At 64.3% G+C, this 12611-nt stretch carries 12 protein-coding genes; 9 read left to right on the top strand and 3 right to left on the bottom strand.

Features of this window, described 5'->3' with window-relative positions; translation table 11 throughout:
* Positions 1 to 67: 67 nt before the first annotated feature.
* Entirely contained in the window at positions 68 to 1000 is a 933-nt protein-coding gene (locus ACQKPS_RS24950) for a LysR family transcriptional regulator (RefSeq protein ID WP_427605855.1), read from the bottom strand.
* Between the two features lie 108 nt (positions 1001 to 1108).
* Complete coding sequence (locus ACQKPS_RS24945) at positions 1109 to 2155, bottom strand: LacI family DNA-binding transcriptional regulator (protein ID WP_283724497.1); 1047 nt, start codon at positions 2153 to 2155, stop codon at positions 1109 to 1111.
* A gap of 258 nt (positions 2156 to 2413) precedes the next feature.
* Between ACQKPS_RS24945 and ACQKPS_RS24940 the strand changes: the two genes are divergently transcribed.
* The 4 genes from ACQKPS_RS24940 to ACQKPS_RS24925 are packed head-to-tail and all read left to right on the top strand — an operon-like array spanning position 2414 to position 7954.
* Positions 2414 to 4618, top strand: coding sequence for a TonB-dependent receptor (locus tag ACQKPS_RS24940; protein ID WP_427605853.1), 2205 nt, complete (start codon positions 2414 to 2416; stop codon positions 4616 to 4618).
* Between the two features lie 28 nt (positions 4619 to 4646).
* On the top strand, positions 4647 to 5969 hold the full coding sequence (locus tag ACQKPS_RS24935; protein ID WP_427605851.1) for an LLM class flavin-dependent oxidoreductase: 1323 nt from the start codon (positions 4647 to 4649) through the stop codon (positions 5967 to 5969).
* Between the two features lie 8 nt (positions 5970 to 5977).
* Positions 5978 to 7021, top strand: coding sequence for an L-glyceraldehyde 3-phosphate reductase (gene mgrA / locus ACQKPS_RS24930; RefSeq protein WP_427605849.1), 1044 nt, complete (start codon positions 5978 to 5980; stop codon positions 7019 to 7021).
* 3 nt (positions 7022 to 7024) lie between these two features.
* Positions 7025 to 7954, top strand: coding sequence for an aliphatic sulfonate ABC transporter substrate-binding protein (locus tag ACQKPS_RS24925; protein ID WP_427605847.1), 930 nt, complete (start codon positions 7025 to 7027; stop codon positions 7952 to 7954).
* Between the two features lie 15 nt (positions 7955 to 7969).
* Here ACQKPS_RS24925 and ACQKPS_RS24920 read toward each other — a convergent pair whose 3' ends face one another.
* The gene (locus tag ACQKPS_RS24920; RefSeq protein ID WP_254485250.1) at positions 7970 to 8449 is read right to left on the bottom strand and encodes a GNAT family N-acetyltransferase; all 480 of its coding nucleotides are present in this window, start codon (positions 8447 to 8449) and stop codon (positions 7970 to 7972) included.
* Positions 8450 to 8587: 138 nt separating this feature from the next.
* On the opposite strand from ACQKPS_RS24920, the gene ACQKPS_RS24915 reads away from it, so the two are divergent.
* The 5 genes from ACQKPS_RS24915 (at position 8588) to ACQKPS_RS24895 (ending at position 12603) form a co-directional block, all read left to right on the top strand.
* Positions 8588 to 9217: a LysE family translocator gene (locus ACQKPS_RS24915; RefSeq protein WP_427605845.1), complete on the top strand. Its 630-nt coding sequence runs from the start codon at positions 8588 to 8590 to the stop codon at positions 9215 to 9217.
* Between the two features lie 21 nt (positions 9218 to 9238).
* Positions 9239 to 10114 carry an alpha/beta fold hydrolase gene (locus ACQKPS_RS24910; protein ID WP_427605843.1) on the top strand — a complete coding sequence of 292 codons (876 nt, stop codon included), beginning with the start codon at positions 9239 to 9241 and terminating at the stop codon, positions 10112 to 10114.
* 96 nt (positions 10115 to 10210) lie between these two features.
* A complete protein-coding gene (locus tag ACQKPS_RS24905; protein WP_427605841.1) occupies positions 10211 to 11098 on the top strand; it encodes a pirin family protein in 888 nt (295 codons plus the stop codon).
* A 117-nt stretch (positions 11099 to 11215) separates the two neighbouring features.
* Positions 11216 to 12127: a DNA-3-methyladenine glycosylase family protein gene (locus ACQKPS_RS24900; RefSeq protein ID WP_427605839.1), complete on the top strand. Its 912-nt coding sequence runs from the start codon at positions 11216 to 11218 to the stop codon at positions 12125 to 12127.
* A gap of 215 nt (positions 12128 to 12342) precedes the next feature.
* A complete protein-coding gene (locus tag ACQKPS_RS24895; RefSeq protein ID WP_254485255.1) occupies positions 12343 to 12603 on the top strand; it encodes a DUF1652 domain-containing protein in 261 nt (86 codons plus the stop codon).
* Positions 12604 to 12611 lie beyond the last annotated feature (8 nt).

Below are 12611 nucleotides of genomic sequence, written 5' to 3'. Positions count from 1 at the left end.
TGAGCAGAAAATAGGGCGGTCGGCGAGGCGTCGAAAGGCGGATTACGGCATGAGGTGTTCAGTTTTACTAAAGGCTGGCCTCTTCGATCCAGGTCGCCCCTGGCCATTGCCGCTGGCTGACCAGCTGGTGGGCAACGTCGATGATCACCCGTCGTGCGGCCAGCGCGGCAGGGGACAGCTCGTCCTCCGCCAGGGTCGCCAGCAGGTTGCGCCGGCCAACGTGGGCATCGCTGATCTGCGCGACCTGCAGCCCGCTTTCACCGCTGAGCGCCGCGGCGGCTCCCGGCTGGATGGTCGCGGCATGGCCGGCACGCACGGCGTTCATCAGTACGGCCAGGCCATCGACTTCCATGATGATGTTGGGCACCAGGCCGGAGCGTTCGAACGCGGTCATCAAGGTCGAGCGCAGCCCATGCTGGACACTGGGCATGACCAGCGGCAGCTGGCCCAGGTCGGCCAGTTGCACGCTGTTTACCGGCGCATGGGCCAGCTGTGGCGGGCTGATGACGAATAGCTTTTCATCCAGCAGCGGCGTCACGCTCCAGCGTTTGCCACCCTCGAGCTGGAAGAGGATGGCAAGGTCGATCTGCCGTGCGTTGAGCTGCGCGGCGAGGTGCCCGGAGAGCATTTCGACCAGGTGCAACTGGATGTCGGGGTAGCGCTCGCGCATGGCACTGATCAGCGGCAGCGCGAGCACGGTCGCAGTGGTCGGTGGCAGGCCGACGGTGACGTAGCCGCTCATGCGCCCACGGTGGGCAGCCAGGACGGCGTTCTCGGCCTGGCGCAGGCTGAGTTGGGCATGGTGCAGAAACGCCATGCCGGCGCTGGTTGGCGTGACACCCGTGCTGCTGCGGTTGAGCAGGCGGGTGCACAGCTCGCTTTCAAGCTTGGCGATCTGCTGGCTCAGGGCAGAGACGCCGACCTCCAGTTCGAGCGCGGCACGGCCGAGGCTGCCGTGTTCGATGATCTTGACGAAGTAGCGCAGTTGCCTGAGTTCCAAGGGGGCTCCTGACGAAGGCAGAGCAAGTGAGGGTTGCGCGTTAGTGTAACCTGCCTGCTGCGTCAGGCTTGTGCCCGGTGTCCTGCAGCCGCAGCTGCCGTTACCGGATCATGCGCTTTCCCGGGTAATCAATTCGCATTGCAGCAGATTCAAGCGTTCCACTTCACCCTCATGTGCCACGCAACCCAGGTGCTGCAACACCCGCATGGCTGCCAATTCGCCAATTTGCCGCGACGGGGGCCGCAAGGTGGTCAGGCTGGGTAACAGCATCTCGGCGAAGGGGTAGTCGCCAAAACCGACGATGGCCATGTCCTCGGGCAAGCGCAGCCCTGCACGCTGGCCGGCCAGGAGTGCGCCGGCGGCCAGGTTGTCGTTGGCGAAGATGATCGCTTCGGGACGAGGGTCGCGACGGATCAACGCCTGCATGGCCTGCTTGCCGGCTTCGAACGGCGCGCAGTCAGTCGACGGCACGAACACCCAGGGCTCGAGCCCGGCTTCACGCAGTGCTTCGATGTAGCCATCGCGCCGCTCCAGCGCGCTGAGGTCACCTGCCGCGCTGTTCTGCACGAAGGCTATGCGCCGGTGGCCCTTGCCCAGCAGATAGCGGCACGCCTGCACCCCCACCTGGTGATGGCGGAAGCCGACCTGCAATGGGGACCTTTCCGGGCGATAGTCCCAGATCTCCACCACCGGTATATCGGCCTCGCTGAGCATCTTCTCGGTGGCCGGGCTGTGGAAATGGCTGGTCACCACCAGCGCTGCCGGCGACCAGCCGAGAAAGGCCCGCACGGCGCTTTCTTCCTGGGCCTCGCTGAAATAGCTGGACGCCAGCAACAGCTGGTAGCCATGCCGGTTCAAGGTGTCGCTGAAGGCCTGGATGGTCTGGGCGAAGATCGGCCCGGAAATGTTTGGAATGACCATGCCGACGATACGGCCACGGGCAGAGGCCAGGCCTCCGGCCACCAGGTTGGGCACATAGCCTAGCGCTTGTACCGCTGCCTCGATGCGTTCGCGCAGGGGAGGGGATACCTGCCCGGGCTGGTTGAAGTAGCGCGACACGCTGATGGCCGACACGTCGGCGGCCCGCGCCACCTCCGCGAGGGTGACACGGCCCGCGCCACGGCGCTTGCGGGTGGGTTCCTTGGCTTGGCTCACAGGCTGGCCTCGATGGGAAATGCCGCGATGGTAGCGCTAACGAAGCCCGACATGGCAAATAGCTTTATGGAATATAAATCTTATTTTTAAGTATTTGACCTGCTAAGCATGAGGCTCTGATACTTGTTGATGTTAGCGCTAACAAGCGCTGCTGTTGGCAAGCGCCTGCCACTCGCACGAGCGAGACCAGACACCCACAGCATTACCCGTGTCGGCCCCCGTGCGGGCCATGGTCTGGTCTTTGAAGGCAGTCGCATCATGCACAAGCACCGCAAGGCATTCCCGTTCAAGCAACGCCAACCACTGGCCGCCGCTGTATTGCTGGCTGCCATCGGCCAACCCACGCAGGCGGCCGAACCCGCGCCGCAGACCACGTCGCTGGACGCAGTGACCGTAACCGCCACCCGCCGCGAATCGACCTTGCAGGAGGTGCCGGTGGCCGTTTCGGTGGTCGATGGCGAACAGCTCGAACGTGACAACCGCAACAACGTCGCCAGCATCGTCCAGCAGGTACCTACGCTCAATTACCGCGCCGGCGCGTCGAACAAGGATACCTCGTTGTTCATCCGCGGCGTGGGGACCATTTCCACCTCGCCCGGTGTCGAGCCGACCGTGGCGACCGTGGTCGATGGCGTCGTGTTCGGCCGCCCTGGTCAGTCCACCCTCGACCTGCTCGACCTGGAGCGTATCGAAGTGCTGCGCGGCCCGCAGGGTACGCTGTTTGGCAAGAATGCTTCGGCTGGCGTGCTGAACGTGGTCAGCAAGGCCATCCCTGAACAGACGCAAGGCTACGTGGATTATTCGCACTTCGGCGGTGGCGACGAAAACCGCCTGCGCTTCGGCATCGGCGGCCGCCTGAACGAGCAGTTCAAAGGCTCGTTGAGCACCTTGTGGGGCGACTATGACGGCAATGTCGAAAACGTCGCCAATGGCCACGACGTCAATGGCTACCAACGCAAGGGCGCCCGCGGCAAGCTGGAGTTCGAGCCCGGCGATGACCTGCGCCTGACACTGATCGCCGACTACATGAAAGGCGAGGACAGCTTGCCCAGCGGGGTTGTCACCCGCGCCAGCACGGCCATCGCCAACCAGCTGCGCCCGGTGACGCCCAGCGCGCACAACCGCGACATCAACAGTGACTTCAAGACCCACGTCGAAGACGAGAACCAGGGCCTGTCGGCACAGCTCGATTGGCAGCTGGGCGACTACACGCTGACCTCCATCAGTGCCTGGCGTGGCTGGGACAACACCCAGTACCAGGATGGTGACCGCCGCGCTTTGCTGCCAGTCACGGCCTCCCATGACAAAGGCACCGTGGACTATGACCAGTACAGCCAGGAGTTTCGCCTGACGTCGCCCAAGGGGCAGTTCAATGAGTACGTGCTCGGCGCCTTCTACATGCACGGCACGTCCAACGAGACGTACCAGCGGCTGTCGGTCAACAGCGGGGTGGCCAACACGGGTAGGGCGGATTACTCGACGACCAACGACAGCGTCGCGCTGTTTGGTGAAAACACCTTCAACTTCACCGACGATTTGCGCGCCATCTTCGGCTTGCGCTGGACCCATGATGACCTTGAGTACGACCACCGGCGCGTATCGACTTCAGCCACGGCAGTTACCGGCATCCAGCCGTCGACCGCCAGTTCCGGCTCGGTGGACGAGGATGGCTGGAGTGGCCGCACCGGCCTGCAATACGACTTCAACGACAACCTCACCGGCTACGTCACCTATTCGCGCGGCTACAAGGGGCCGGCATACAACGTGTTCTTCAACATGCAGCCGCGTGATACCCAGGCGCTCAAGCCGGAAACATCCGACGCCTACGAGGTCGGCCTGAAAGGCACCGCGCTGGATAACCGCCTGATGGCCAACCTGGCGGTGTTCCACACCGATTACGATAACTACCAGGCCAACTTCTTCGACACCGTGGCCAACCAGGTGGTGACCCGCCTGGTCAACGCCGGCAAGGTCAAGACTCAAGGCGTCGAACTCGACGCCAGCTTCCAGGCTACCCGTCAGCTCAAGTTCTCAGCCGCTGCGGCCTACACCAAGGCGCGGGTCGATCATTTCAACTGCCCAGTCGGCGCGGCGGCCAATTGCAACATCGACGGCGGCCGCTTGCCGTTCACGCCGGACTGGAAGACCTACGTGCGCGCCGACTACGTGATCCCGCTGGACAACGGCCTGGATGTGGAGCTGTCCAGCGACTACAGCTGGCAGGACTCGGTGCAGTTCAGCCTGGACCAGAACCCCGACACCGTGCAGGGCGCTTATGGCATCTGGAACGCCAGTATCGCCCTGGCCGACTACAACGACGGCTGGCGCGTGGCGCTGCTGGGCAAGAACCTGGGTGACAAGTCCTACGCGCAGATGCTGGCCAGTGGTGGCGACTATATCTACCGGGCCGTGCCGCGTGATGACGGGCGTTATTTCGGCGTTCAGCTGCGCAAGGATTTCTGACTGTGCGAGCACTGCAAGGAGACAGAGCATGAGTCGTCAAATGAGCCTGGGGGCCTTTCTCATGGCCACCGGGCACCATGTCGCCGCCTGGCGTCACCCGGACGTGCCCGCCGACCCGCTGGACTTCGCCAGCTACCGGCGTACTGCGCAAATCGCTGAAGCGGCCTGCTTCGACGCGCTGTTCGTCGCCGACAGCGTTGCCGCCGCCACTGATGCGCTGGCCAGCCGCAGCGCCCGATCGGTGTATTTCGAACCCTTGACCCTGCTCTCGGCGCTGAGCATGGTGACCGAGCGCATTGGCCTGATCGCCACGGCCACCACCAGTTACAACGAGCCCTACCATGTGGCACGCAAGTACGCCTCGCTCGACCATCTCTCGGGCGGCCGTGCCGGCTGGAACCTGGTGACGTCCGACGCCGCCGCCGAGGCCGGCAACTTCGGCCGCGATGCGCATATCCCCCACGCCGAGCGTTACGCCCGGGCCCGCGAGTTCCAGCAGGTGGTGCAGGGCTTGTGGGACAGCTGGGCCGATGATGCCTTCGTCCGTGACAAGGCCAGCGGCGAATTTCACCGGCCGCAGGCGGTGCGCAGCATCGACCATGCCGGTGCGCATTTTCGGGTTCGCGGTCCGCTTAACGTGGCTCGCTCGCCCCAGGGCCGACCGGTGCTGGTCCAGGCCGGATCTTCCGAAGCCGGCCGCGAACTGGCCGCCGAGAGTGCCGAAGTGGTGTTCACCGCGCAGCCCAGCCTGGCCAGCGCCCAGGCGTTTTACGCCGACCTCAAGGGGCGCCTGGCCCGCTACGGGCGTAGCGACGATGACTTGAAGATCATGCCGGGCGTGTTCGTCGTGGTCGGCCGCAGTGCCGCTGAAGCCCAGGCCAAGTACCAGCAGTTCCAGGACTTGGTCGACCCCCGTGTGGGGGTTGCCTTGCTCGGCCGCATGCTCGGCAACTTCGACCTGTCCGGCTACCCGCTGGACGGCCCGCTGCCGACGCTGCCACTGACTGAAGACGGCCAGCGCAGCCGCCAGCGACTGCTGACCGAACTGGCGGGGCAGGAGCAGTTGACCCTCGCCGAGCTGGGCCGGCGCATCGCTGGCGGGCGAGGGCACTACAGCCTGATCGGTACGCCGACGCAGATCGCCGATGCGCTGCAGGCCTGGTTCGAAGGCCGCGCGGCCGACGGCTTCAATGTGCTGGTCCCGCACCTGCCGCAGGGGCTCGAAGACTTCGCCAGCCTGGTGGTGCCCGAGTTGCAGCGCCGGGGCCTGTTCCGCCGCCAGTATCAGGGCCACACCCTGCGCGAGCACTTGGGCCTGCAGCGGCCCGCCAATCCCTATTTTGCCGAGTGAGGTCATGCATGAGCTACATTGCCAACCCTGAGCGCTATGCGCGAATTCCTTACCGCCGTGTCGGCCGCAGCGGCCTGGTGTTGCCGGCCCTGTCCCTGGGCCTGTGGCACAACTTCGGCGATGCGACGCCGATCGACACCCAGCGCGCCTTGCTGCGCACGGCCTTCGATGCCGGCATTACCCATTTCGACCTGGCCAACAATTACGGCCCACCCTATGGCAGTGCCGAGCGCAACTTCGGCCGCCTTCTGCGAGAAGACCTGCGCAGTTATCGGGACGAACTGATCATCTCCAGCAAAGCCGGCTGGGACATGTGGCCGGGGCCTTACGGTCAGGGCGGCAGCTCACGCAAGTATCTGATAGCCAGCCTTGACCAGAGCCTCAAGCGTCTGGGGCTTGACTACGTGGACATCTTCTACTCGCACCGCTTCGATGCCGAAACGCCGCTGGAGGAAACCGCGATCGCCCTGGCCGATATCGTGCGCCAGGGCAAAGCGCTGTACATCGGGATTTCGTCCTATTCGGCCAACAAAACCCGCGAGATCGCCGCGCTATTGGCGGAATTGAAGGTCCCGCTGCTGATTCACCAGCCTTCGTACAACCTGTTCAATCGCTGGATTGAACACGACCTGTTGGACACCACCGACGCCTTGGGCGCCGGTGTCATCGTGTTCACCGCACTGGCCCAGGGGCTGCTCAGTGACAAGTACCTGGACGGCATACCGGCCGATGCACGGGTCAACCGCCCCGGTGGCGGCTCGCTGCTGCCGCAGCATCTGTCCGAGGCCAATCTGGCCCGCGCCCGTGCGCTCAACCAGATTGCCCGCCGCCGTGGCCAGAGCCTGGCGCAACTGGCGTTGGCCTGGACCCTGCGTGATCCGCGGGTGAGTTCGGCACTGATCGGTGCCAGCCGGCCGGAGCAGATCACCGAGAATGTCGCGGCACTCGACAACCTGGACTTCAGCCCTGAAGAGCTCGCCGAAATCGACCGGCATGCCGTTGAAGGCGGGATCAACCTGTGGGAAAAGCCCTCGACCGACTGGAAGGAATGAGCCATGCGCGTACTACGCTTTGCCGCGCTCGTACTGCTGGCGCTGGCGGGCGCCGTTCATGCGGCGGACCCTGCGACACTGCGCATCGGCTATCAGAAGGGCTCGATCAGCCTGGTGCTGGCCAAGCAGCACCGGCTGCTGGAGCAGCGGTTCGCCAATACCCGCGTGCAGTGGATCGAATTCCCGGCGGGGCCACAGATGCTCGAAGCGCTGAACATCGGCAGCCTCGATATAGGTTCCACCGGTGACATTCCGCCGATCTTCGCCCAGGCCGCCGGTGCAGACTTGCTGTACATCGGCGCCGAACCTGCAAAGCCGAAGGCCGAAGTCATTCTGGTACCCAAAAACAGCCCGATCACTTCGGTGGCTGAGCTCAAAGGCAAGCGTGTCGCGCTGCAGAAGGGCTCCAGCGCCCACAACCTGCTGCTGCGCAGCCTCGCCAGCGTGGGCTTGAGCATGCGCGACGTGCAACCGGTGTACCTGGCGCCCGCTGACGCCAGGGCAGCCTTCGAGCGTGGCAGCATCGATGCCTGGGCGATCTGGGACCCGTACTATTCGGCCATCGATCTGGAAGGCAAGGCACGGCTGCTGACGGATGGCGAGGGGCTGGGATTGATCGGGCCATTCATGCTGGGGGCGCGGGGTTATGTCGAAGCCAATGGCGATTTCATCAAGCGCTTGCTGGCGCAGATTTCCGAGGCTGAGGCGCTGACCCGCACTGACGAGGCGGGCAGCGTCCGTGTACTGGCGCAGTTCATGGGGCTGCCGGAGGAGGTGGTACGGCGCAGTTTCAGCCATCGGCCGGCATCGCCGGTGATCCCGGTGAGTGAGCACATCGTCGCAGCGCAACAGCGCACGGCGCAGCTGTTCTACGAGAACCGGCTGTTGCCCAGGCAGGTAGACATTGCCGGTGCGGTCTGGCATCAGGATTGACGTGCTGACCCACGGTCAGCCCTGGGCAAACTGCAACAGCCTGTCGCCCTCCAGCCGATAGCGCACCCACTCCGCTTGCGGTTCGGCGCCCAGCGATTGGTAAAAACCGATCGCCGGCTCGTTCCAGTCCAGCACGCTCCACTCGAAGCGTCCGCAACCTTTGGCCACGGCTTCGCGAGCGATGTGCCGCAGCACATCCCGACCTGCACCGCCGCCACGTTGCTCAGGGGTGATGTACAGGTCTTCCAGGTAAATGCCGTTGCGGCCTTGCCAGGTCGAGTAGCTGTAGAAGTACACGGCATAGCCGATGGCCTGGCCATCCCGCTCGCAGATCAGGCTATGCACGGTGCTGCCGTCATCGAACAGGCTGTGTTCGATATCGGCCAAGGTGGCCACCACTTGGTGACGGGCGCGCTCGTAGTCCGCCAGCTCGGTGATGTAGGCGAGAATCTGCGCGGCATCGGCGCGAACGGCGGGGCGGATGGTCAAGCTCATGCAGGGCTTCCTTGTGCTTGGCTGAGGGGGCGCTTGGTGAACGGTACAGTAATGTGTATGTGCATAATTTAATACAGCTGTACCGGTCGCAGGGTAAGGCGATTCCGCTAGTGTGACAGCTCCTGCGATGATTCTGGAATGCCTGCCATGCTTGCCTCTGCCGATCTGCTGACCGCCTTTGTGCTGTTTGCCTTCGTGTCCTCGATCACGCCTGGGCCTAACAACACCATGCTGCTGGCCTCGGGCGTGAACTTCGGCGTGCGCCGTTCGATCCCGCATGCCATGGGCATCAGCGTCGGCTTCATGGTCATGGTGCTGGCGGTGGGCCTCGGCCTGGGTGAGGTGTTCAAGGCCTGGCCAGTGCTGTACAGCGTGTTGCGTTACACCGGTGCGGCCTATTTGTTGTACCTCGCCTGGAAGATCGCCACCTCAGGGCCGCTCGGCGCTGACTCGCCGAGGGCGCGCAAGCCGCTGGAGTTCTGGGGGGCGGCGGCATTCCAGTGGGTCAACCCCAAGGCCTGGGTGATGGCGGTCGGGGCAATCACTACCTACACGCCTGCCCAGGGTTACGTGATGAATGTGATCGTCATCGCCGCACTGTTCGCTTTGGTCAACCTGCCCAGCGTCGGCGTCTGGGTGATGTTCGGCAGCGCCCTGCGCAACCTGCTGCAGAACCCGCGCTGGCTGATGCTGTTCAATGTCCTGATGGCCTTGCTACTGGTGATATCGCTGTACCCGCTGCTGTTTGTAGAATCGGCGTTTTCATGACGCCATGAGTACAGCAAACCGATGCAGTTGATCCCCTGGTCCTTTGACAGCGCCGAAGGCTTCACCCTCCGTGGCTGGCGCTCGCCAGCCAGCGGCAAGCCCTTGCTGCACTTCCTGCACGGCAACGGCTTCTGCTGCCTGGCCTACCAGCCGTTGCTGCTGAGCCTGAGCGAAGACTTCGATCTGTGGCTTTGCGATGTCCAGGGCCATGGCGACAGCGACCATGGTGGTGCTTTCCGAGGCTGGAACCGCACCGCCGCGCTGGCGGTGGAGGCCTTCGAGGCCGGCCGAGGGGAGTATGGCGAGGTTCCCCGGTATGCCGTGGGGCACAGCTTCGGTGGCGTGCTGACCGCGTTGATGCTGGCCAGCCAGCCGGGCTTGTTTGCCCGTGCCGTATTGCTCGACCCGGTGCTCTTCAGCCGGCGCATGATCGGCGTGATGGGCGCCGCTGCGCTGGTTGGCCTGCACCGTCGGCATGCCTTGGCGCGCAAGGCCGCCAGCCGCCGCAGCCATTGGCCGGACCGGGAATCGGCACGGGCCTCGCTGCATGGTCGTGGCATCTTCAAGGGCTGGACCGACGCGGCGCTGCAAGCCTATGTCGAGCACGCGATCGGGGACTGCGGCGAGGGAGTGGTGCTCAAGTGCCGGCCCAGCCGCGAAGTGGAGATTTTCAGCTCGTTCCCGTCGCGCATGTGGGCGCAACTGGTTTCCATCCAGGCCCCCACCTTGGTGCTGCATGGTGAACACACTTATCCCTTCGTGCCCCATTCGGTGCAGCGCCTGGCCCGCCTCAACCCTGCAGTGAGCGCCCGCCAGGTTGCTGGCGGGCATTGTTTCATGCAGGAGGACCCGGCCATGGCTGCACAACAGATACTGGGCTACCTGAAACCGAACTGATTGTTCTGTTGATGGAACGATGAGTGTTATTTCAACGGGCTACCGGCTTATTGGTCTCATTGATAAGGTGAACCCAGCCGAGAGAGGAGACTTCTCATGAAAAAGATCCTGGGTATCCACCGCAGTCCCAACGCCCATTGGGTGGGTGATGGCTTCCCGGTGCGCAGCCTGTTCACCTATGACAACCTGGCCAGCAAGATCAGCCCGTTCCTGCTGCTGGACTATGCCGGCCCGTACGACTTCAGCCCGACCAGCGCGCGACGCGGTGTCGGCCAGCACCCGCACCGTGGTTTCGAGACCGTGACCATCGTCTATCAGGGCGAACTGGAGCACCGCGACTCGACCGGCGCCGGTGGCCTGATCGGCCCGGGTGACGTGCAATGGATGACCGCTGCCAATGGCATCATCCACGAAGAGTTCCATTCCCCGGTCTTTGCCCGCAGCGGCGGTTCGCTGGAGATGGTGCAGCTGTGGGTCAACTTGCCGGCACGTGACAAGCGCGCAGCGGCGGGGTACCAGACGCTGCTGGCCAAGGACATTCCGGTGGTGCAACTGGAGGGTGACGCCGGCAGCCTGCGGGTGATCGCGGGTAGCTTTCAGGCCCACGCAGGCCCGGCGCGGACCTTTACTCCGATGAACGTGTGCGACATGCGCCTAAACGCCGGGGCCAGCCTGCAGTTGCCCGTCGCCGACGGCCACAATGCGGCACTGGTGGTGCTGCGCGGTAGCGTACGCGTCAACGGCGAGCGCGAAGCCGGCCCGGCCAGCCTGGTGCTGTTGGAGCGCGGTGGCGAGGATGTGGCGATCGAGGCGCTCGAAGGCACCAGCCTGCTGCTGCTCAGCGGTGAACCGATCGATGAGCCAATCGTAGGCTACGGCCCGTTCGTGATGAACAGCCAGGCGGAGATTGCCGAGTCGTTCGATGACTTCCACGCCGGCCGCTTTGGGCAGATGTCGGAGGAGGGCGCCGGCCTGGATCATTGATCACTTGTAACGGCCTCTTCGCGGGCTCGCCCGCTCCCACAGGCTTGAGCATCGTGGGAGCGGGCGAGCCCGCGAAGAGGTCGGTACAAGCCCCGTAAATCCTGGCATGATGCAGCGATGTCTCTGTCCCGACTGCACGCCGTTCACCGCTCATTAAATGCTTGCGGCCAGCACACCTTGTGGTTGCGCTACCCCATGCCCTACCACTGGCCTTCAACCCAGACCTTCCTGTCCGCCCGCTGCATCCCCGGCATCGAAACATTCAGCAATGGCACCTACCGCCGCAGTTTCACCGTAGCTGGCCAGCACGCTGTACTCGAAGCCAGGCCTGCCAGGGGCAACCGCCTGTATATTCAGCTCAGCGGTGTGCCTGCATCATCCGTTCCTTTCCTGGTCGCCCGCATCCGTCGATTCTTCGACCTCGACGCCGACCCCCTCCGCATCGCCGCCGAGCTGTCCCGCGATCCGTTGATGGCCAGGCTGCTCGCCGCCCGCCCAGGCCTGCGCGTCCCGCAAGGCTGGGACGCCTGCGAGCAAGCCATGCGCACGGTGCTCGGCCAGCAGATCAGCGTGGCGGGCGCGATGACCCTGGCCGGGCGCCTCGTGGTGCGCCATGGTCAGCCGTTGCGTCTTGCGGTCGCCGGCCTTACCCATGTCTTCCCGACGGCGGACGTGCTTGCCGCTGCCGACCTGGAAAACATGGGCATGCCTGGCGCACGTGCTGCCACCCTCGGTACGCTGGCGCGTGCGCTGCAGGAACAACCCAGCTTGCTGCGCAAAGGCCAGGCGCTCGAGCCGCTGCTGGCCAATCTCCGCCTCCTGAAAGGGATCGGTCCCTGGAGTGCCCAGTATCTGGCACTGCGCCAAGCTGGCGCCAGCGATGCATTGCCGTTGGGCGATGTGGCGCTGGCCAAGGCCTTGCGCCTGCTTGAAGGCCCTGCCGCCCAACTGGCCGAACGCGCCCAGGCGTGGCGCCCCTGGCGTGCCTATGCCGCGCAGCATTTGTGGGCGTCCCTGGCTGACAGATAGGGACGTTCTGTGACCGCCTGTCGCGAAGTGCCAGCATTCGATCGAACGAGCGGTGCTCCCCGCCGTTCTTCCACTAAGGTGCTAAGGGATTCCCCGCACGATCATTGCCCCGGCGCATGGACGGCCGCTTGGGCATGCGCATTATCAATTGGCACCCTGCCTGCCAAAGGCGTACTCACACACAACAGGCCATCCAGTACAGAGAGGGTCGTACTATGTCGTTGATAGGAGTTTCGATGCTGGAAATGCGGCAGATCATCGAGCAGGCTTGCCTGCCCGACCGCTGCGAAGTCAGCTGCCCGGACGGCAACACCTTGACCATTCGCCTGGGTCAGGGGCAAAGCCTCGAAGAGGGCGTGACCCTCTCCGGGGTCTCATTGCAGAGCTTGAACAGTTGTCGCGACCTGGTAAATCTTGTCGGTCAGTTGCATACCCTGCGGGACAGCCACCCGGCGGCACTCAGGGCCATCGCCTGAGCACCCGA

This window comes from Pseudomonas sp. NPDC086566 (assembly GCF_050280885.1).
Classification (GTDB): Bacteria; Pseudomonadota; Gammaproteobacteria; order Pseudomonadales; family Pseudomonadaceae; genus Aquipseudomonas; species Aquipseudomonas vlassakiae.
This window is presented reverse-complemented; position numbering and strand designations above follow the sequence as displayed.

What these genes read in the sequence shown, in the direction of transcription:
- ACQKPS_RS24940 (WP_427605853.1), top strand. Translation starts at nt 2,414, where the DNA reads ATGCACAAGCACCGCAAGGCATTCCCGTTCAAGCAACGCCAACCACTG.
- mgrA (WP_427605849.1), top strand. Translation starts at nt 5,978, where the DNA reads ATGAGCTACATTGCCAACCCTGAGCGCTATGCGCGAATTCCTTACCGC.
- ACQKPS_RS24895 (WP_254485255.1), top strand. Translation starts at nt 12,343, where the DNA reads ATGTCGTTGATAGGAGTTTCGATGCTGGAAATGCGGCAGATCATCGAG.
- ACQKPS_RS24910 (WP_427605843.1), top strand. Translation starts at nt 9,239, where the DNA reads ATGCAGTTGATCCCCTGGTCCTTTGACAGCGCCGAAGGCTTCACCCTC.
- ACQKPS_RS24935 (WP_427605851.1), top strand. Translation starts at nt 4,647, where the DNA reads ATGAGTCGTCAAATGAGCCTGGGGGCCTTTCTCATGGCCACCGGGCAC.
- ACQKPS_RS24900 (WP_427605839.1), top strand. Translation starts at nt 11,216, where the DNA reads ATGTCTCTGTCCCGACTGCACGCCGTTCACCGCTCATTAAATGCTTGC.
- ACQKPS_RS24915 (WP_427605845.1), top strand. Translation starts at nt 8,588, where the DNA reads ATGCCTGCCATGCTTGCCTCTGCCGATCTGCTGACCGCCTTTGTGCTG.
- ACQKPS_RS24905 (WP_427605841.1), top strand. Translation starts at nt 10,211, where the DNA reads ATGAAAAAGATCCTGGGTATCCACCGCAGTCCCAACGCCCATTGGGTG.
- ACQKPS_RS24920 (WP_254485250.1), bottom strand. Translation starts at nt 8,449, where the DNA reads ATGAGCTTGACCATCCGCCCCGCCGTTCGCGCCGATGCCGCGCAGATT.
- ACQKPS_RS24925 (WP_427605847.1), top strand. Translation starts at nt 7,025, where the DNA reads ATGCGCGTACTACGCTTTGCCGCGCTCGTACTGCTGGCGCTGGCGGGC.